The organism is Streptococcus constellatus subsp. constellatus (genome assembly GCF_023167545.1).
GTDB lineage: Bacteria > Bacillota > Bacilli > Lactobacillales > Streptococcaceae > Streptococcus > Streptococcus constellatus.
In genome coordinates this window covers 164,790-185,425 of sequence record NZ_AP014647.1, presented here as the reverse complement: position 1 = coordinate 185,425, position 20,636 = coordinate 164,790, and the positions used below count along the sequence as shown (strand labels likewise).

Annotated in this window: 20 protein-coding genes; 8 read left to right on the top strand and 12 right to left on the bottom strand. The window is 38.4% G+C overall.

Annotated elements, in window-relative coordinates; translation table 11 throughout:
- Positions 1–39: 39 nt before the first annotated feature.
- Positions 40–534, bottom strand: coding sequence for a DUF536 domain-containing protein (locus tag SCSC_RS00990; protein WP_003029403.1), 495 nt, complete (start codon positions 532–534; stop codon positions 40–42).
- Positions 535–691: 157 nt separating this feature from the next.
- Between SCSC_RS00990 and aao the strand changes: the two genes are divergently transcribed.
- Positions 692–1,867: an aminoacetone oxidase gene (gene aao / locus SCSC_RS00985; protein ID WP_006270180.1), complete on the top strand. Its 1,176-nt coding sequence runs from the start codon at positions 692–694 to the stop codon at positions 1,865–1,867.
- A gap of 249 nt (positions 1,868–2,116) precedes the next feature.
- Complete coding sequence (locus SCSC_RS00980; RefSeq protein WP_115342902.1) at positions 2,117–3,643, top strand: IS1182 family transposase; 1,527 nt, start codon at positions 2,117–2,119, stop codon at positions 3,641–3,643.
- Between the two features lie 70 nt (positions 3,644–3,713).
- Here the strand turns inward: SCSC_RS00980 and SCSC_RS00975 are convergent, their stop codons facing one another.
- The 9 genes from SCSC_RS00975 to tsaB all read right to left on the bottom strand — a co-directional run bounded on the left by SCSC_RS00975 (position 3,714) and on the right by tsaB (position 11,307).
- The gene (locus SCSC_RS00975) at positions 3,714–4,454 is read right to left on the bottom strand and encodes a MerR family transcriptional regulator (RefSeq protein ID WP_006269961.1); all 741 of its coding nucleotides are present in this window, start codon (positions 4,452–4,454) and stop codon (positions 3,714–3,716) included.
- A 95-nt stretch (positions 4,455–4,549) separates the two neighbouring features.
- Complete coding sequence (locus SCSC_RS00970) at positions 4,550–5,221, bottom strand: CPBP family intramembrane glutamic endopeptidase (RefSeq protein ID WP_006269965.1); 672 nt, start codon at positions 5,219–5,221, stop codon at positions 4,550–4,552.
- 415 nt (positions 5,222–5,636) lie between these two features.
- The gene (locus tag SCSC_RS00965) at positions 5,637–6,863 is read right to left on the bottom strand and encodes an MFS transporter (protein WP_006269963.1); all 1,227 of its coding nucleotides are present in this window, start codon (positions 6,861–6,863) and stop codon (positions 5,637–5,639) included.
- A 374-nt stretch (positions 6,864–7,237) separates the two neighbouring features.
- On the bottom strand, positions 7,238–8,149 hold the full coding sequence (locus tag SCSC_RS00960; RefSeq protein WP_006269967.1) for a helix-turn-helix domain-containing protein: 912 nt from the start codon (positions 8,147–8,149) through the stop codon (positions 7,238–7,240).
- 17 nt (positions 8,150–8,166) lie between these two features.
- Positions 8,167–8,493: an AzlD domain-containing protein gene (locus SCSC_RS00955; RefSeq protein ID WP_006269964.1), complete on the bottom strand. Its 327-nt coding sequence runs from the start codon at positions 8,491–8,493 to the stop codon at positions 8,167–8,169.
- On the bottom strand, positions 8,483–9,178 hold the full coding sequence (locus SCSC_RS00950) for an AzlC family ABC transporter permease (protein WP_006269959.1): 696 nt from the start codon (positions 9,176–9,178) through the stop codon (positions 8,483–8,485). The genes SCSC_RS00955 and SCSC_RS00950 overlap by 11 nt, the downstream gene beginning before the upstream one ends.
- Positions 9,179–9,180: 2 nt before the next feature.
- Complete coding sequence (gene tsaD / locus SCSC_RS00945) at positions 9,181–10,194, bottom strand: tRNA (adenosine(37)-N6)-threonylcarbamoyltransferase complex transferase subunit TsaD (RefSeq protein WP_006269960.1); 1,014 nt, start codon at positions 10,192–10,194, stop codon at positions 9,181–9,183.
- Positions 10,184–10,627, bottom strand: coding sequence for a ribosomal protein S18-alanine N-acetyltransferase (gene rimI / locus SCSC_RS00940; protein WP_006269968.1), 444 nt, complete (start codon positions 10,625–10,627; stop codon positions 10,184–10,186). Before rimI ends, tsaD begins: the two co-directional genes overlap by 11 nt.
- On the bottom strand, positions 10,624–11,307 hold the full coding sequence (gene tsaB, locus SCSC_RS00935; RefSeq protein WP_006269957.1) for a tRNA (adenosine(37)-N6)-threonylcarbamoyltransferase complex dimerization subunit type 1 TsaB: 684 nt from the start codon (positions 11,305–11,307) through the stop codon (positions 10,624–10,626). The genes rimI and tsaB overlap by 4 nt, the downstream gene beginning before the upstream one ends.
- Positions 11,308–11,584: 277 nt before the next feature.
- On the opposite strand from tsaB, the gene SCSC_RS00930 reads away from it, so the two are divergent.
- Together SCSC_RS00930 and rnjA are read left to right on the top strand one after the other, a co-directional pair.
- The gene (locus SCSC_RS00930; RefSeq protein WP_003070969.1) at positions 11,585–11,815 is read left to right on the top strand and encodes a DNA-dependent RNA polymerase subunit epsilon; all 231 of its coding nucleotides are present in this window, start codon (positions 11,585–11,587) and stop codon (positions 11,813–11,815) included.
- Positions 11,816–11,818: 3 nt separating this feature from the next.
- Entirely contained in the window at positions 11,819–13,504 is a 1,686-nt protein-coding gene (rnjA, locus tag SCSC_RS00925; protein WP_003070971.1) for a ribonuclease J1, read from the top strand.
- 153 nt (positions 13,505–13,657) lie between these two features.
- Here rnjA and gap read toward each other — a convergent pair whose 3' ends face one another.
- The gene (gap, locus tag SCSC_RS00920) at positions 13,658–14,665 is read right to left on the bottom strand and encodes a type I glyceraldehyde-3-phosphate dehydrogenase (protein ID WP_003070973.1); all 1,008 of its coding nucleotides are present in this window, start codon (positions 14,663–14,665) and stop codon (positions 13,658–13,660) included.
- Between the two features lie 490 nt (positions 14,666–15,155).
- On the opposite strand from gap, the gene SCSC_RS00915 reads away from it, so the two are divergent.
- From SCSC_RS00915 to SCSC_RS00900, 4 genes are all read left to right on the top strand, one after another.
- On the top strand, positions 15,156–16,088 hold the full coding sequence (locus tag SCSC_RS00915) for an IS30 family transposase (protein ID WP_115342901.1): 933 nt from the start codon (positions 15,156–15,158) through the stop codon (positions 16,086–16,088).
- Between the two features lie 88 nt (positions 16,089–16,176).
- A complete protein-coding gene (locus SCSC_RS00910) occupies positions 16,177–16,455 on the top strand; it encodes a hypothetical protein (RefSeq protein ID WP_003077743.1) in 279 nt (92 codons plus the stop codon).
- Positions 16,456–16,514: 59 nt separating this feature from the next.
- Positions 16,515–17,651, top strand: coding sequence for an ABC transporter permease (locus SCSC_RS00905; RefSeq protein ID WP_006269427.1), 1,137 nt, complete (start codon positions 16,515–16,517; stop codon positions 17,649–17,651).
- Entirely contained in the window at positions 17,648–18,256 is a 609-nt protein-coding gene (locus tag SCSC_RS00900; RefSeq protein WP_006269431.1) for an ATP-binding cassette domain-containing protein, read from the top strand. Before SCSC_RS00905 ends, SCSC_RS00900 begins: the two co-directional genes overlap by 4 nt.
- A gap of 162 nt (positions 18,257–18,418) precedes the next feature.
- On the opposite strand, the gene fusA is transcribed toward SCSC_RS00900, so the two are convergent.
- Positions 18,419–20,500, bottom strand: coding sequence for an elongation factor G (gene fusA, locus SCSC_RS00895; RefSeq protein ID WP_003070974.1), 2,082 nt, complete (start codon positions 20,498–20,500; stop codon positions 18,419–18,421).
- Between the last annotated feature and the right edge of the window lie 136 nt (positions 20,501–20,636).

Sequence of the window (20,636 nt, the reverse complement as noted above, 5' to 3'; positions counted from 1 at the left end):
TCTATAAAAAAATCCCAGTTTCTTCAACCGAGATTCTCATTATCTTCCAAATAATCTTGCAAAGAAGCCTTTTTGTTCTTGTGCTTGTACTTTTTCCTTAGCTTCGTCTAATTCTAATAGCAACGTTTCACGTTCATTCATGGCCTTTGCAGTCAGTTGTTGCTGTTGATCTAATTGCTTATCTTTTTCAGCAATTTGAACATCTTTCACACGCAACTGCTCATCTTTTTTAGCCAATTGAACATCTTTTGCTTTTAGCTGATCATACAAGCGCACGATTTCAGCATTTTTCTCATCTACTAAAATTTCCATGAGTTCACGCTGTTTCACGTCCTCGCTGACTGGTTCATCTTCAAAAATCGTCTTTTTGTAGATTTCCTCCAGTTTTATCAAACCGCTACGCGTTACAACAGTGACCCCTTTTTCATTTTTGTCAGTATCTTCGGGTGCAAGAGTTTTAACTCGATTGTTCATTGCCTGACGGCTAATTCCTAAAATTTCGGCTAACTCGCTGACTGTTTTTTCAATTGCCATAATTTCCTCTGAAACTTTTTCTAGATATAGATACCTAAATCTTATCATATCAAGGCTTAACTGTCAAATTTGCTCTGGATTTTAGGGAATTTCACTGCATTTATGATACAATGAAATTTAAAGATTCCTTACAGATTTATCTAAAGAAAGAGATACTATGAAACACTTTGATACAATCGTTATCGGAGGTGGTCCTGCCGGCATGATGGCTGCCATTTCCAGTTCTTTTTATGGACAGAAAACCCTGCTCCTTGAAAAAAATAAAAAATTAGGTAAAAAACTAGCTGGAACAGGTGGCGGTCGCTGCAATGTGACTAATAACGGTAACTTGGATGACCTCATGGCTGGCATTCCTGGCAATGGTCGCTTCCTCTACAGCGTTTTCTCTCAATTTGACAATTATGATATCATCAACTTTTTTACAGAGAATGGTGTCAAACTCAAGGTCGAAGACCACGGTCGTGTTTTTCCAGCTACAGACAAGTCTCGGACGATTATTGAAGCCTTAGAACAAAAAATGAAAGAGCTAGGTGCTACAATTAAAACACAGACAGAAGTGGTTTCCGTAAAGAAAAATGAAGATTGCTTTATCATCAAATCAAGTAAATGCATGTGGAGCTGCGACCGCTTAATTGTCACAACAGGTGGCAAGTCCTATCCTTCAACTGGCTCTACCGGCTTTGGCTATGAGATTGCTCGCCATTTCAAACATACGATTACCGAGCTAGAAGCTGCTGAAAGCCCGCTTTTGACTGACTTCCCACACAAGGATTTACAAGGAATTTCCCTTCAAGACGTCACTCTCAGCTACGATAAACATGTCATCACTCACGACTTGCTCTTTACCCACTTTGGCCTATCCGGTCCGGCAGTTCTGCGCTTGTCTAGCTTTGTCAAAGGCGGCGAAACCATCTATCTAGATCTTCTGCCACAGATGAGTAAACAGGATTTGGCAGACTTTTTAGAAGAAAATCGGGAAAAATCCTTGAAGAATGCCTTGAAAGCCTCACTCCCTGAACGCTTGGCTGAATTTTTTGTTCAAGGCTTTCCTGAAAAAGTCAAACAGCTAACGGATAGAGAACGTAATCAACTCATCCGGTCCATCAAGGCTCTCAAAATCTCCGTGACTGGTAAAATGTCCCTTGCTAAGTCCTTTGTCACAAAAGGCGGAGTCAGTCTCAAAGAAATCAATCCAAAAACCTTAGAAAGCAAGCTCGTACCTGGTCTACATTTTGCTGGTGAAGTGTTAGATATCAATGCTCATACTGGCGGTTTTAACATCACCGTAGCTCTTTGTACCGGCTGGGTGGCAGGGAGTATGCATTATGAGTGATTGCTCATATTTTACTATTCAGCTCAAACAAAAGGAATCATAAAATGAATCGACTCGAAAATGTAGAATTTGTCAACGCTGTTCTTGGTGAGTTTCCAGATTGGATAGACTTGAAGTAGAACAAAATGAGTCTGGGACAATAGTCCCTTTGCTACAAAAAAAGCAACGGATTTGCCGTTGCTTTTTGCATGGTTGCGATAGTCTTGGTAAAATAGAATTGCCCAATAAACCATTTAGAAAGGCTATCCCATGCATATTCACTATAACACAAATCAAACAACTTTACCACTAGAAATCAGTTCTTTCTTGCCACAAGACCATCTCGTCTTTACTATTGAAAAAGTGGTGAATGCCTTGGAGGATCGTCACTTCCACACGTTCTATCATAACTTTGGTCGCCCGTCTTATCACCCTAAAATGCTTTTAGCCGCTCTACTATTTGCCTACTCGCAAGGGATTTTCTCTGGACGAAAAATCGAAAAAATGATGATTGAAAATCTGGCTATGCAATACCTAACAGGACAGTTGGTTGTCAGCTATCGCACCATCAATCGTTTTCGAGTCGCTGAAGGAATGGAAGAGCTCATTCGTGATCTTTTCATCGACCTCAATCTTCGTTTAAAAATGGAAGAGTTAGTGACCTTAGATTGTCTGTTTATTGACGGGACTAAGATTGAAGCCAACGCTAACAAGTATAGTTTCGTGTGGAAAAAGGCCACAGACAAGTTTTCCGTCAAACTTCAAGAACAGATACAGGTCTATTTTCAAGAAGAAATCACTCCCCTTATCCATCAGGCCATTAGGCTGGACGAAGAAGAACCGATTGCTTCAGAGCAGTTGATTGAATTCGCTCAAGTCCTCGAAGAAGAATTGGAAAAACTGAACCAAGACATTGAGGAGACACCCGTTAAAGGAAAGGATAAACGTAAAACTCAACGTCGGAAACTCAAGAAAGTCCTGCGTAAAGTCAAGGATGATTTTTCAGTACGTGCTGAAAAATATGAAGGCTACCAAGAGACATTTGAAGGGCGTAACAGCTTTTCCAAAACAGATACAGATGCCACTTTTATGCGGATGAAAGAAGACCACATGAAGAATGGTCAGCTCAAAGCTGGTTATAATCTTCAAATCGCTACTGAAAATCAATTTGTTCTTCATTATGATGTCTTCTCAAATCCGACAGATACCAAGACTCTCCTGCCATTCCTTGAAACCTATCCGCATGACTTGAAGACCGTTGTCGCAGATGCTGGATATGAAAGTGAAGAGAACCTCCTTCGTTTAGATGAAAAGGAGGTGAACCACCTGATTAAATATGCCATGTTTGATCAGGAACAGAAGAAAGGGTATAAACAGTCGGCTAGAAACTTAGCGAATTGGTACTATGATGACAAGGAGGATAGCTACACTCATCCTGATGGCTGGTGCTATCGTTTTCATCATATCAAACATCAGAAAACACAGACGGACTTTCAACAGGAAATCAAGGTTTACTACGCTGATGAACCTAAATCAGCCCCTCAAAAGGGACTATATATCAACGAACGTTATCAACACTTAAAAGCTAAAGAATGCCAAGCGCTTTTATCTCCCGAAGGTAGACAGATTTTCAATCAACGTAAGATTGATGTGGAACCTGTCTTTGGGCAGATAAAGGCTTATTTGGGTTACAAGAGATGTAACCTAAGAGGCAAGCGTCAGGTGAAAATTGACATGGGTTTAGTGCTCATGGCCAATAATCTCCTTAAATACAATAAGAGAACGACTCAAACTTAAAAAGCTAGAGTTCCATAATTGGGAATCTCTAGCTTTTTTGTGACTGAGAACTATTTTGTCTCAGACTCATTTATTCCGCATTGGTTCGAACATAAGCCGCAATCACTTCTGCAGCGTACTGAGCTGTACCTGAACCAAATTTATCAATATTCTCTTTAAACTCAAGATTTGCCACATAGCCTTTTCCGATAGAAGCAAAAACTTCCAACGAGCAATCAAAACCATAAGTTCGGATAGCCTGTAAAAGATTAGCTGCTTGCACTTGATTTTCTGCTGCATCTACTTTCAAACCTACTTGTAGATTTTCTGCCAAATTTCGGAATACTTGATTAAAGGCTTCCGTTGCTTGCTCCTCTTGACCTGCTTGTCTGCTTGCCGCTTCATCTATAACAGCTTGCCCATATTTTTCGACAGCTTGGTCGCGATAGTTTTGATGATCTTGATAGGTAAATCCAACAAATTTTTCTTGTGTTGTCATTTTTCTTTCTCCTTTTTGCGCTTGAATTGTCTTTTGTAAGGTAGAAATCAAGGTATCTAAATGTTTCCTTTCCTGCTGCAAAAACTGCAATTGTTTGTTCAAGTGAGGCAATAATTCCTGCTCTTGCTGACTTAGCAGCTCTGCTATTTCCTTTAAAGAAAATCCAAGATATTTGTAAAATAAAATAATTTGCAACCGCTCCAAATCTGACTCACTATAAACGCGATACCCGTTTTCAGACTTTTGCGGAATCAAAAGTCCAATTTTATCGTAGTGATGCAACGTTTTAACAGAAATACCAGAAAGCTGCGCAGCTTCTTTGATTTGATACATGATTTCCTCCTTACAATGATGATTATACACCCTGACCTAAGGTCATAGTCAACACATTTTTAAAATATTTATCAAAAAAAGATAGCTGGGAGAAACTATCTTTGTGAAAGAGTATATAAGAGAGCAAGAAAGCTATTCCATGCAACATGAGTTGCCATGCTATAGTAGATCCTATTTGTTTTCCTAAAGACCCAACCTAAAATGAGCCCGGGAACAAAATATAAGATAAAATCTGTCGTTGACCAGCCAAACTGCACAATATGACCCATACTAAATAGACTAGCAGAAACGACTAAATCCAAACGGAACCTTTGAAATCTCTTTAAGGCTGTCATGACAACGCCTCGATAAATCAATTCTTCCCAAATGGGGGTCAGAATACCCAGAATAATCCACATCCCCCAAAATAAAGCAGCACCTCTTATTGATTGCAAAACTTCATTGATGGCATTTTGATTTTGTCCATGCGGAAAGATCAGTGTCGCCAATGCATTCCACAGCAAATTCATAACGAAACCTGCTACACTATAACCTATATAAGACCATTTGAATTGCGGTTTAACGATAATCAATTTTTCTTTATGTTTATAAATGACAAAAGTCAATAAAGCCACATGGCAAGCTGTAGCAATTGCTAGCCAAAAATAATACCAAGCATCTGATAAACTTCTAACGAAGTCTAAATGAAACAGAAGCCCTAAACCAGAATAATAAGATAGGCAAATACAGCCTATGCATACATAATATCCTATTGTCTTCTTCCACATAGAGCATCCTCCCTCTATCTTTTATAACATCACATTATGGTCTTTTCTTTGAAAAAGCAGGTGCTAGCTGACCAACCCAGCCCCAAGCACCGTTACCACCAGAATTTCCCCATCCCATATAGATGCCGGGAGGTTCCATAAGGGGCACCCGGACCACCGCCAGGAGTGATTTTTGCTAGATTTCCGCCCGTTATTTGTGCTAAATCCTGTTCTTCTAACAATTGAAAGGTTGTATTTAATTTTGTATCTCCTTTATTCTATCAAATCTCCATCAAAAAAATTCATCAAAATCCTGAATGGTATTTTTACCAAAAAAATTCTACTTTAGTAATTGATTGCAAATCATTTCCAAAGCAGAATGTTTATTTGATAGATGAAAGTCACAGATTGTCTAAATGATGCCTCACTTTAATTTCTATTCAGCAATATTCTTTATTGAATAAACTAAAAACATTCCTAAAAATAATAGAACTCCTAATGATACAGCAACATATACTATCCCCAGACTACTTGCTATCCCAACAAGTACTATAGATAAAATTCCTGGTAAAACAATACTGAGCATACTAATCCCAGACTGTACAGCACCCATTGATTGCTCCGGTACTAATCTAAAAACAGATTGTTGAAGACGAGGGCTTAGTATTCCAATTGAAAATGTATTGAAAAAAGCAGCAAGTAAGACAACTAGAAAATTATTGTTCAAAAATCCGACTAAAATCACGAATTCCATCACTTGGCTAAGATAAACACTTGTTTTTGTTGACATTTTTTTCATCACATTGCCACTTAGGAAATTACCGCACACTATACCAATCAATTCAACTGTTGTTAAGATAGCTATGGATTGACCAGTTTCTAAACCAGCGAAAGGATACTTTATTAACAAAAGCGTCGTCACAGGAATCGTTACATTTATGACAGCTTGATTGATGGATAAAATCCCAATCAGTTTAATAATATTTCCAAGGCTTCCTAAAATCTTTAAAGAATCCAGCAAATGTTTCCAAAAATTTTTGCTATCTAAAGCCTGCGTAATTTCAATCTGTTCTTCAAAACGAACAAGATTTGTTCTAATCAATAAGATACCAAAAAACGCAAATAAAAAAGTTAAGGCGTTCATCCCAGCAAACATCCCAATATTGATAAAACCAATCAAAGCGCCTCCGCTTAGATTACCAAAGACACGAACTAAATTTGCTGTCGCTTGCTTAAAACCTAACGCAGATGTCATATCATTGTTAATAATTTTTACATAAATAGGCGTTATCATAGCACTTGAAAAATAACCAATCGTATCCGATACAAAATTGATGAGGCAAATAAGAAAAACAGAAACAAGTGAAAATTTTGTCCCGACCAGTATCAATGCTACAGTTGCGTACAGGACAAACTTAACAAACATCAAAACAGAGTACTTTCCAATCCGATTCTTTTGAAAATCCGCTACAACTCCTGTGAATATCTGCATAATTTGCGGCAATGTTTCAGATGTTGTAATCATAAGAATCGCAAGAGGTGCAAAAGCATAAGAAGATACATAATTGATAAACGCTAAGTAAAAAACTGTATCACCAAATGTAGAAATCCATTCATTTATTGAAAGTTGCCTAAAGTTTCGATTTGAAAGAAAAATATTCAATTTCATTCCTCCAAGTGTATTTCAAACGGGAATTTATTCCCCAATAATGTCCAATAAATTCCCAATGTCCCAATTCCAAAATCAAAAACATCTTGCCGATTATTTTCACTTTGAAAAACTAATAAATGATGTTTATCTCGATAAGAACGTGTTATGAATATTCTTTTGATTTTTTCTTGCAACTCTTTCTTATCATTTAATGCTTAATGTGACTAGTATATCATTAAAATTCACCATTTCTTTAAAATCGCATATTTGACATTTTTATTCTATAAACTTTCTAATTTGCAATTCTTGCAATTTTCTGAATTTTTAGAGTATACTACTTTTTAAAAAGGAGATCCCAAATGAGCAAACGCAAATTTATCGCCATTCTATTCACTATTATCATGGATATTATTATTTTCTGTCCTGTTATCTTCTGTTTTTAATAATTTTTCATATTGCTGTAATTTCAAAGTTAATAATGCTATTAACTGCGGATTATCCAGTACTTTCAGAGATTGAATGAAATCTTCAATCTCTTTTTGATTTTCTCCTCCTGTCTGAAGATAGATATTGATTTTTCTTAAAAATTGCAAAAGTAATTTTTCAAAGACATCGTAGGGTGTCAGCAACTTTTCTAGCTCACTTTCAAAAATGCTGATGTATTGATAGAGTTCACGTTCCATCATTTCTGAAATGACATTTAAGAAACAACTTTTCATATAAATTTGATTATAGACTAACTCTTTAAATTCCTTAGATTTCTCCATCAAACTTGTTGAAAGAAAAATTAAATCTTGATTCTCCAAAAAGGGCATAGCATTACAGAAAAGATAGAGCTCAAACCAAGTCCATGAATCAATGGCAAAAAGATAAGCTGTTATAAATTGCTTATCTTCTTCTTTTAAAATATAACTAGAATCCAAGGAGTGCAAGGCATTTTGAATCACAATTTTATTCAGACGGATATATTGTTGAGAGGATACTTTTTCTTGAACTTTGTGAAGCAGATCCTCCAAGCCGTCTTTATCCTGATGAACAAATAAATCAACAACTTGATGTCCCAATTGAACATGTTGAGATTCTTGATAACTATTGAGTTTATATGCAAACTCTGCAAATGTCATATTGATTCCTTCAATGGCAAGAAATAATTTATCTGCCGACAGCATAGATTGCCCTAACTCAAACTTAGAAAGCTGTGAGGCTGTCAGTCCTTCACACGCAACTTCATTTTGCTTCACACCTCTTGCTACCCGTAATTCTCTATAAAATTCACCTAGTTCCATTTTATCAATCATAAAGGTTCTCCATCACATCATAAAAACATAAATCGCAGACCAGCTACCAATATCACACCAAAAATCACGGTCACCACTAAGTTACGATAGCGAAAAGCAACATAAATTGTTGGAAAAACAGCTATTAAATCTAGCCATTTGAAGGTTGGAAACTGCCCTATCTTCCCATTTGTAATGCTGGATAAAATTAAAGCAAAAATAATAGAAATTGGTAAATACTGTAAAAACCGTTCTACAATCTTAGGCAAACCACGATATTTCACCAATATAAATGGAGTAATTCGGGATAACCATGTCACCAAAGCTGAGAAAAGAATGGCAGCAAAAATATAATTATTTATCATCTAGCATTACCCCCACAGCACAGCCTAATAAGGTCGACATTAGAACAGCTAAAGACGAAGAAACAAGCATACTTAAAGCATAGAACGATAAAGCTACCACAACCAAAATTACGATTAGTTTTTGAAGTTTTGTTTTATGTAGCATCACTAAAAATTGGGAAGAAAAAATACCAATAAACATGCCCACAAGCGCAAAGTCTAAGCCAAACACTTCTGGATTTGGCAAAAGACTTCCTAATGTCGTTCCGACCACCGTTCCTATCATCCAAGCAAGGTAGCTTGTTATATTATTTCCATACATCCATTGAAGCGAAATATCCTTTGTATGAACGTGCTCACTTAGTAAAACGCCATATGTTTCATCTGTCAAAAGGATTCCGATACCGATATTTTGCCATAGACTTGCATGTCGAAAAAAAGTAGATGTGTGAAGTCCCAGCAAAAATAGACGCAAATTGATCAAAAAGACTGTCAGAACAATAGCTGTCACCGGTGCATGGATGGCGAGAAGCGCTAGCATAGCAAACTGAGCACTTCCTGCATAGACAAGAATACTCATCAGTGCCATTTCAAGAGGAGTGACATAAGAAGCACCAATAATGCCACAGGCTAACCCAATACTAATATAACCCAGAGCTGTTGGCACGGCTGCCTTAACACCAGCCTTAAAATTTTTTCCTATCATTCTTATTCTTCCATTGTCTCAAACGCCAGACTTGGCTTGGCATTCAGATTTAATGTTGCAAGATTGGCGTTGTTCCACTCACTGACACTGGCATAAGCAATCATTCCTGCATTGTCCCCACAGAGACGCAAAGGCGGTATGATAACTTTAATATCTGTTATTTCAGCTGCTAAACGTTCACGTAAGCCTTGATTAGCTGCAACACCACCCGCAACCACCAAGGTCTTGACAGGATATTTATCCAAAGCCTTCTTTGTCTTTGCCATGAGAATATCTAAAACAGCAGCTTGAAAACTAGCTGCCAGATCTTCCTTGGAAAGAAACTCACCTTTTTGCTTGGCATTATGATGTAGATTAATAAAGGCTGATTTGAGACCAGAAAATGAAAATTCTAGATTGTCTTCCTTGATCATAGCCCGCGGAAAATCATAAATATCCCGTCCTTTATGGGCCAATTCATCTATCTCACGCCCTGCTGGATAAGTCAAACCCATCACACGACCAACTTTATCATAGGCTTCTCCGACCGCGTCATCACGTGTTTCCCCTACAATCTGATAATCACCGGCTTCGCTAACATAAACCAACTCTGTATGCCCTCCGCTGACTAGTAGTGCTAAAAGAGGATATTCTAAGTTCTCGACATTCTGAGCAGCCATTAGATGTCCCGCCATGTGATTGACAGGAATAAGTGGTAAATGATGTGCCCACGCAAAGGACTTGGCAGCCGCCAATCCAACCAAAAGAGCCCCCACCAAACCAGGTCCATAGGTCACAGCTACGGCTGTCACATCTTGCTCGATAATGCCTGCTTCTGCCAAGGCTTCCTCAATGCAAGCCGTGATAGTTTCCACATGGTGGCGACTGGCCACTTCCGGTACCACGCCGCCGAAACGCTTATGACTCTCAATCTGGCTGGCAATGACATTGCTCAAAAGCTCAGTCTCATTCTTCAGAACCGCCACGCTGGTCTCATCACAAGACGTTTCAAAAGCTAAAATATATCTATCTTCCATAGTTCTCCCTTTTCATGACGATCGCGTCTTCCACTGGCGCATGGTAATAGGCCTTCCGCCGCGCGATTTCTTCAAATCTTTCTTTTTTGTAGAATAGCAGAGCTGGCTTATTGGACTCCCTCACTTCAAGGAAAATCTCTTTGTTAATTGGCAGATGTTCAAACAAAGCGGTCGCAATTTTCTTACCTTGATAAGCCTTCTTAACCGCAATTTGCAAAACTTCCGCTTCAAAATCTGACTCCTGAAAAGCCAGAAAACCAATTAAATTTTGACCCTCTAGAGCTAAAATATAGCTCGACAAAGGATGTTGTAAATCTTTCTCTATTTGTTCCATACTCCACGGACTGACTGCATACACGTCTTTCAATACCTGATAAATCCGCTCTGTCAAATCAACGGTCTGCTTTTTTTCATCTTTTTTAATCTCAATCATAAGCGTTTGATGTAAGAATCTTTCGTTTCTTCATGGTTTTTCAACCAATTTTCCTCCGCTTCCACTCTCTTGAGATACTTAGGAACGAAGTCATGGATAGAGCAAACTGGCAAGTGCAACCCGATTTTTGCAAGAAGTATAGTATCTGGCAGAGTTCCTTTGATAAGAGCATTTGGCAGAACAGCTTGAATCTGCTCTGTGAAATTTTCAACTTCTCCTACAAAGGTTACTTGAGAATCAGGCTTGGCTTTTTCCAAGACCTCTTCAAAAGATAAATGAGCTTCTGGCTGAACGATCCTACCATTTTTATAAAAACCAGCATAAACATTATTGCGTCTAGCATCCATGAGAGGAATAACCAAGCCATCAATACTTTCTGGTACCAGAATCCGTAAGCTAGAAACTCCAACCAAGCCAATCTTAAGGGTATGAGCCAGTGTTTTAGCTGTTGCTACAGCAATCCGCAAACCTGTATAACTACCCGGACCTTCTGCAACCACAATGCGTTCTAGGTCCGTTGGTTTTAAATCCAAACTTTCCATGAGAAAATCAATTGCTGGCATCAATGTAATGCTATGATTTTTTTTAATATTTATTGTCATCTCAGCAAGCAACTGTTCATCCTCTAAAATCGCAATTGCCAATGCTTTACTAGAGCTATCAAAAGCTAAAATTTTCATTTTTATATTTCCTTCGTGATAATCTAGTTTCTATTATACTACAAAAAATACGGATTTCCTCAATATGATTTCCAAAAAAATAAGACCTTGTGAAAATCATTTTCCTAGATTTTCCAACTTCTTTCTTTTACTAAATCAGCTTTTTATGATATAATGATTATAATTGTAACGTATCAAAATCAATTTATTACCCGGAAAATTAAATAGATGAAGACCGCCCTTGAAAATAAGGTGGCTATTTTCTGGTAGATTGATTATGAATGAGAAAGGAAATTAAATGATTTACAAAGTTTTTTATCAAGAAACAAAAGAGCGCAATCCACGACGCGAAAATACACAGTCGCTTTACTTGGATATTGACGCTAAGGATGAATTAGAAGGACGCATTAAAGCGCGTAAACTCGTTGAAGAAAAAACGCCTTACAATGTCGAATTTATCACACGCTTGTCTGATAAACATTTAGAATATGAAAAAGAATCAGGCAACTTTACAATTACGGAGCTCTAAACCATGTCTTATACTTTAAAACCCGAAGAAGTCGGTGTATTTGCCATTGGTGGCTTAGGAGAAATTGGAAAAAATACCTACGGAATTGAATACAAAGATGAAATTATCATCGTTGACGCTGGTATCAAATTTCCTGAAGATGACCTTTTAGGGATTGATTATGTTATTCCTGATTATTCCTATATCGTAGAAAACGTTGACCGTATCAAAGGTGTTCTGATTACTCATGGACATGAAGACCATATCGGTGGGATTCCTTTCCTACTCAAACAAGCCAATGTTCCGATTTATGCAGGACCACTTGCTCTAGCACTTATCCGCGGGAAACTAGAAGAACACGGTCTTTTACGTGATGCTAAGCTCTATGAGATCAATCAAAACACTGAACTTCAATTTAAACATTTAAAAGCAACTTTCTTCCGCACAACCCACTCTATTCCAGAGCCGTTAGGAATTGTCATTCACACACCTCAAGGGAAAGTTGTATGTACAGGTGACTTCAAGTTTGACCTTACACCCGTTGGAGAACCAGCGGATTTGCATCGAATGGCAGCTCTTGGCGAGGATGGGGTTCTAGTTCTTCTTTCTGACTCAACCAATGCAGAAATTCCGACTTTTACAAATTCGGAAAAAGTGGTCGGTCAGTCTATTATGAAAATCATTGAAAACATCCATGGACGGATTATTTTTGCTTCCTTTGCTTCCAATATTTTCCGCCTACAACAGGCTACTGATGCGGCCGTCAAAACAGGACGGAAAATTGCAGTTTTTGGTCGTTCAATGGAGAAAGCCATCGCCAATGGAATTGAACTTGGCTACATCAAGGCGCCTAAAGGTACTTTCATCGAGCCAAATGAGATTAAAGATTATCCTGCTGGCGAAATACTTATCATGTGTACAGGAAGCCAAGGAGAGCCAATGGCGGCTCTTTCACGTATCGCCAATGGAACACATCGTCAAGTACAGCTTCAACCAGGTGATACAGTGATTTTCTCTTCTAGTCCTATCCCAGGAAATACTACTAGTGTCAATAAGCTTATCAACACCATTTCAGAAGCTGGTGTTGATGTTATCCACGGTAAAATCAACAATATTCATACTTCCGGACACGGTGGACAGCAAGAACAAAAACTTATGCTTCGTTTGATAAAACCGAAGTATTTCATGCCAGTCCATGGTGAATACCGTATGCAAAAAGTGCATGCGGGACTTGCAATGGATACTGGAGTGCCTAAAGACAATATCTTTATCATGAGTAATGGAGACGTTTTAGCCTTAACTGCTAATTCTGCTCGCATTGCCGGAAGTTTCAATGCACAAGATATTTATGTCGATGGCAATCGTATCGGAGAAATTGGTGCTGCAGTCCTCCGTGACAGACGTGACCTTTCCGAAGATGGCGTCGTCCTTGCAGTCGCTACCGTTGACTTTAAATCGAAGATGATCTTAGCCGGTCCTGACATTCTCAGTCGCGGTTTCATCTATATGCGGGAATCAGGTGAACTGATCCGTCATAGCCAACGTATTCTTTTCAATGCGATACGTATCGCATTGAAAAATAAAGATGCCAGCATCCAGTCTGTCAATGGAGCTATTGTAAATGCTCTTCGACCATTTTTATATGAAAATACAGAGCGTGAGCCTATCATTATTCCAATGATTTTAACACCAGATGAAGATACTTTATAACAGAATTCTTACATAGATATAAAAAGAACTTAAATCTATTTAGATTCAAGTTCTTTTTTTCGTGGAGCAAATCATAATCGGAGTAATTATATACGGTTTTCAAATAACAACAAAAAAGAGAGGGCAAACCTCTCTTCTCTATATACTAATGAATTATTTAGCGATTTTTGCAAAGTATTCAAGAGTACGTACAAGTTGTGCAGTGTATGACATTTCGTTATCATACCAAGATACAACTTTCACCAATTGTTTTCCATCAACGTCAAGAACTTTAGTTTGAGTTGCATCAAACAACGAACCGAATGACATACCTACGATATCTGAAGAAACGATTGGATCTTCAGTATAACCGTATGATTCATTAGCTGCTGCTTTCATAGCTGCATTTACTTCATCAACAGTAACGTTCTTTTCAAGAACAGCAACCAATTCAGTAACTGATCCAGTTGGAGTTGGAACACGTTGAGCTGAACCATCAAGTTTACCGTTCAATTCTGGAATAACAAGACCGATAGCTTTAGCAGCACCAGTTGAGTTAGGAACGATATTTGCAGCACCAGCACGAGCACGGCGAAGATCACCTTTACGATGTGGACCGTCAAGGATCATTTGGTCACCAGTGTAAGCGTGGATAGTAGTCATCAAACCTTCAACGATACCGAAGTTGTCTTGAAGTGCTTTAGCCATTGGAGCCAAGCAGTTTGTAGTACATGAAGCACCAGAGATAACTGTTTCAGTACCATCAAGAACATCGTGGTTAGTGTTAAATACAATTGTTTTAACGTCACTTCCACCAGGAGCAGTGATAACAACTTTCTTAGCACCACCTTTAAGGTGTTTTTCAGCAGCATCTTTCTTAGCAAAGAAACCAGTTGCTTCCAAAACGATTTCTACACCATCAGTAGCCCAATCGATTTGTTCTGGGTCACGTTCAGCAGAAACCTTAACGAATTTACCGTTAACTTCGAATCCACCTTCTTTAACTTCCACAGTACCGTCGAAACGACCTTGAGTTGTGTCATATTTCAACAAGTGTGCAAGCATTACTGGATCTGTAAGGTCGTTGATACGAGTAACTTCAACACCTTCTACGTTTTGGATACGACGGAATGCAAGACGACCAATACGACCGAAACCGTTAATACCAACTTTAACTACCATTCGTGATTTCCTCCTTATGAAAATCAAAAAAATTTTTATGTGAAAAGAGTAACTTGAGTCGCTACAAATCACCTTTCAACATATCTATTATATACTTTCTCTCTTAAAATTGCAACTGATTTCAGCATAGTAAAAGAAACCACTTTTTGTTTTTTCAAACTTTTTTCACGATAGCTCCCATACATTACAGAAAGATTCATTACTAAAAGTACTATGCCTTATCATAAAATTTATTTGTAGTTTTCATTTGATTTCTAATATTAGCATTTTCATTCTTTTTAGGTTCTGTAATTTATCTATAAACTATTTTTTGATTTTTCTAAATTATCAAAAAAAGAACAAGAATGTGGACATTTTATATGTGAAAGCGCTTTACATTTTGCAGTTTTTATGATATGATAAATTGTAAAATATAGTGCAACAAAAAACCCATAGGTTCTCAAATCGTGTAAACTGTAAGTAAGCACACAAACAGACACGAGGAGATCCTATGAGCTACTTACATATTACCATAATTGATCGGCTAAAGATAGAAGCATATCTTGAAGCAGGTTTTAATCAGTCCTATATTGCAACTAAGTTAGGTTTTCACCGTTCATCAATTAGCCGAGAAATCAAACGGTGTCCAAATAAATATTCTGCCGAAGAAGCACAAAGGCAATATGAGGAATTATCTAGACTTAAGGGAAGGAAAACTGCATGTACTTCACTGATGAAGAAAAATATAGAACGTCATTTAAAAGCATCCTGGTCACCCGAGCAGATTCATGGGCGTTATCAGTACGAAAATAAGCCAATCGTATCGTTTAAAACGATTTATAATTGGATATATAATGGCCAACTCGAAGTGAGTGTAGAGACGTTAAGACGAAAAGGTAAAATACGTGAACCCCATGAGACGAGAGGGAAATTCATTATTGGTAAACCTATTTCCAAACGACCTAAAGAAGTGAAGAGTAGGCAAAGTTTCGGTCATTGGGAATTAGATACCATGGTTTCTTCCAGAGGGAAAAGCAAAGGATGCTTGGCTACATTTGTAGAGCGAAAAACACGTTTTTATCTGGCATTTAAAATACCTGACCGATCAGCTAGGTCAATGTTTTCAGTCATAGAAACACTTCAGAAGATTTTTCCTAAGAACTTTTTAAAAACATTTACATCAGACAGAGGAAAAGAATTTGCTTGTTATCCTCAAGTGGAAGCTTTAGGAATAGACTTTTACTTTGCGGACGCTTATTCATCTTGGCAAAGAGGAAGTAATGAAAATTCAAATGGATTGCTTAGAGAATATTTTCCTAAGAGGACTAATCTAACCGACATTACTGATGAATCGTTAGTAAATGCTTTACTTGCTATAAATCACCGTCCAAGAAAATGCTTAGGTTACAAAACAGCATTTGAGGCTCTTATGGATGAATTTTAGATTTGTTGCACTTTTTTTTGCAATTTATCATATAATAAAAAATGTCTAGACAAACACTTTTATATTTATTGTAAGGAGGATAAATACAATGGTGAAAAAAGTTAAGAAAAACGCTTTATTGATTGCAATTCTTGCAACTTTACTTGGTCTAGGTGCCAAAAATATCGTCTCAGCTGCTAACATAGCCTCAGTTGTACACACTAAATATGAGGTTCATCTTGTTATGGGTGGAGTCACTCGAACATCCTATTCTTGGATGAACTTGTATTATCACAGAGGTTTTCGTGTATCCAAAATAGAACGGATTAATCGTTATGAAGGTATTAATCCAGCATTTCTTTATATCTATCACTATCAGACTTATTAATAGCTAAACATAGAGGCTATCAATCTAGCCTCTATGTTCCTTTTGTACGAGGTATATTTATGGATTTTTTTCGCTTTGAACTGAAACGCTTTCTAAAAAGTCCCAAAAATAAAATCTGTCTAATCCTGCTGGCTGCCATCTTTTTGGGGCTATTTATCTTCAACCAAACAGCAATAAACAAGCAGAGCTTCAATAGCAATCTGGCTATTATCAGAGAGCAGCTCCAACAAAGCAAACAATCGGTGAAAAATTTACAAAGTCAGGCTCAGCTAAATCCTGCCGATAAGGTTATCAGTCAACAGCTAAAATTGGAACAAGAAAGAGAAGTTCTTCTATCAGAAGAATTAGCCGCTTTAAAAAAGAAGGATCTAGAAAAAGTTGCTCAACTGGAATATCAGGGCTTGTTAACCCTACTTAACTCCACAACAGACAAAAACTCTGATGACTATCAGAATTTAAAAGCTAGTATCCGTTACCGCGAAGCTGTAAAAGCAGTCGGAGGAAGTCCGAGTCTTTCATTTAATAGCACAAGCGAAGCTGCCTTTAGCATAGGCCACATCATGACAGCCTGGCTGTCCTCTACCACCATCTTTGTTCTCATCACCGTCCTTATAGCCGATTCCCTCAGTAGCGAGATTGAGAGTTCGCAGATTCGTTTTTATCAGCTGCTGGGCGGTCGCAAGCTCAAGCACCTGCTCATCAAACTGCTGGTTCCTATCTTGGTGACCTTTCTGTTCACCCTCCTGCTCTTCGCTGTCCTCTATGTAGCCAAAGGCCTGCTGGACAGTTTCGGCACCTGGAACTATCCTTATCTCTACCTGGACCGGACTATTGTGCCCATCTGGCAGATTGTCCTGCAAACCCTGCCCCTCTTTCTGGTCGCCCTCCTCTTCCTGGCCAGCCTGGGTCAGCTCCTGTCTCTCATTTTCAAGAAAAGCCTGGTTGTCATCGGCCTGATTGTTGTCTTCTTGACTGGTTTTCTCACTTTATCTCAAGAAGAATGGTTCCAGCCTCTCAAGAAATTTTTTCCTTTTGAATATCTTGGCTATGGGCAGCTCATCAATGACATTAAAATTCTCCCTCAGAATGCCTTCCTCATAGGAGTTGTTTATCTGCTCGTTTTGAGTTTGGGATTTATACTAGCTTCCCATTATCTATATCAGCATTACTATTATAGAAAGGATGGGAAATTATGACAGGATTCTCTATAAACAATCTAACAACAACTATCTTTCAACAGTTAACGTTTGAACTGACAACTCCAGGGCTTTATGGAATGATCGGACCAAACGGCATTGGCAAAAGCACCCTCTTTAGTCTAATCAACGGAGAAATCAAAGGATTCGATGGAGAAATCCAAAGCGGAAAAGTTGCTTACATTCCAAGCCTAGACATTTTTGACAAGCATCTGTCAGCCCATGACTATCTCACATTATTGTCCTCAGAGGAGCAAAGTACATTTCAGAAAAATTTAGCTAGAATGGGCGGAGCTAATTATTTCAAGAAAAAAATCGGAAAATATTCTCTAGGAATGAAAGAGCTGTTCGCTTTCTTATATGCTCTGTCTATTCAAAGCGATATTCTTATTTTAGATGAGTTGCTGGACGGGCTGGATGAACGAAGACGTTTCGCCGCATACGATTTGCTAAAAGAATACAGCCCTGAAAAGATTATTTTACTGACCTCTCACAATTTATCTGAAGTCTTCAAAGTATGTGATACTGTCTTTCTTTTAAGTCAAAGCTCCTTAAAAGCTCTTGATAGTTCCGATGATGCGGCTAAGTTTCTCTTTTCTCCGTAAGGTTGAATATTAATTGTTCAGATTCCACAAGAATCTGAACTCTTTTATAATCATAACCATCCGTCAAACGGGTGGTTTATTTGTCTCGCACCTTACGGAGCGAGACGGATTGAAAGTCACATAAAAAACGCCCGCAGCTGCGGACGTGTAAGTTTTGCTTAATTAAGCTTCACCTTTATTTTTCTTAATGATTTCTTCTTGTACTGACTTCGGTACATCTTCATAGTGGTCAAAGACCATCATGAAAGTACCACGTCCTTGAGATGCTGAACGAAGAACTGTTGCATAACCGAACATTTCAGCAAGTGGTACATAAGCACGCACGATTTGGCTGTTACCATGAGCTTCCATACCATCAACACGTCCACGACGAGCTGTTACATGTCCCATAACATCACCAAGGTTTTCTTCTGGAACAGTAATGGTAACAAGCATCATTGGTTCAAGAATAGTTGGTTGTGCAGTCTTAGCAGCTTCTTTCAACGCAAGTGAAGCTGCAACCTTGAAGGCTGTTTCAGATGAGTCAACATCGTGGTATGAACCATCATACAGTTTTGCCTTCACGTCAACGATTGGATAACCTGCAAGTACACCGTTTGCCATTGACTCAACCAAACCTTTTTCTACGGCTGGGATAAACTCACGTGGAACCACTCCACCAACGATAGCATTTTCAAACTCGAAGCCTTTTCCTTCTTCATTTGGAGTAAATTCAATCCAAACATCACCGAATTGACCTTTACCACCTGATTGACGTTTGAAGAATCCACGCGCTGATGTTTGGGCACGGAAGGTTTCACGGTAAGATACTTGAGGAGCACCTACATTTGCTTCCACTTTGAATTCACGACGCATACGGTCTACGAGGACATCCAAGTGAAGCTCACCCATACCAGAGATAACTGTTTCACCAGTTTCAACGTTTGTTTCAACACGAAATGTTGGATCTTCTTCAGCCAATTTTTGAAGAGCAATACCCATCTTGTCTTGGTCAGCTTTAGATTTTGGTTCCACCATCAATTGGATAACTGGCTCTGGGACTTCGATCGATTCAAGGATAATTTTTGCTTTTTCATCAGTCAATGAGTCACCAGTCGTGGTATCTTTCAAACCAACAGCTGCAGCGATATCACCTGCGTAAACAGTTTCGATTTCGTTACGGTGGTTTGCGTGCATTTGCAGGATACGTCCGATACGTTCGCGTTTACCTTTAGAAGTATTCAATACGTATGAACCGCTGTTCAAGACACCTGAGTAAACACGGAAGAATGTCAAACGACCTACAAATGGGTCCGTCATAATCTTGAAAGCAAGTGCTGCAAATGGTTCTTCATCAGAAGCTGGACGAGTTTCTTCTTCGTCTGTATCTGGGTTTACACCTTTAATAGCTGGAATATCAAGTGGGCTCGGAAGGTAGTCAATAACTGCATCAAGCATCATTTGAACACCTTTGTTCTTGAAGGCAGAACCAGCAAGAACTGGGAAGAATTCAACATTGATCGTTGCTTTACGGATTGCAGCTTTCAATTCTGCCTCAGTAATTTCTTCACCTTCAAGGTATTTCATCATCAAATCTTCATCAGTTTCAGCAACTGCTTCGACCAATTTTTCACGCCATTCTTGAGCTTGTTCAAGGTAATCTGCTGGAATATCTTCTTCAAGAATATCTGTTCCAAGGTCATTTGTATAGATTTCAGCTTTCATGCGAACCAAGTCAATGATTCCACGGAAGTCGTCCTCTGCACCAATTGGTAATTGAATTGGGTGAGCATTTGCTTGAAGACGATCGTGAAGAGTGCTTACTGAATAAAGGAAGTCAGCACCAATTTTATCCATTTTGTTAGCAAATACGATACGTGGAACACCATATTCAGTTGCTTGACGCCAAACTGTTTCCGTTTGAGGTTCAACACCTGATTGTGAATCAAGAACAGTTACAGCACCGTCCAATACACGAAGTGAACGTTGTACTTCGATAGTGAAGTCCACGTGCCCTGGTGTGTCGATAATATTGACACGGTAATCTTTCCATTGCGCTGTTGTTGCAGCAGATGTGATGGTGATACCACGTTCTTGTTCTTGTTCCATCCAGTCCATTTGTGAAGCACCTTCGTGTGTTTCACCAATTTTATGGATTTTACCGGTATAGTAAAGAATACGTTCAGTCGTTGTTGTTTTACCAGCATCGACGTGAGCCATGATACCGATGTTACGAGTTTTTTCAAGTGAAAATTCGCGAGCCATTTGGTTATTTCTCCTATTATTTTATTTACAGTTTATTATAACATATTTTAAGAAAAGCGAGTAGGCAAATCCTACCCGCTTGTTGATTACTCATGCTAATTAGTAAGAGTACTGAGCTTTTTGCAAGTCTCTAAAA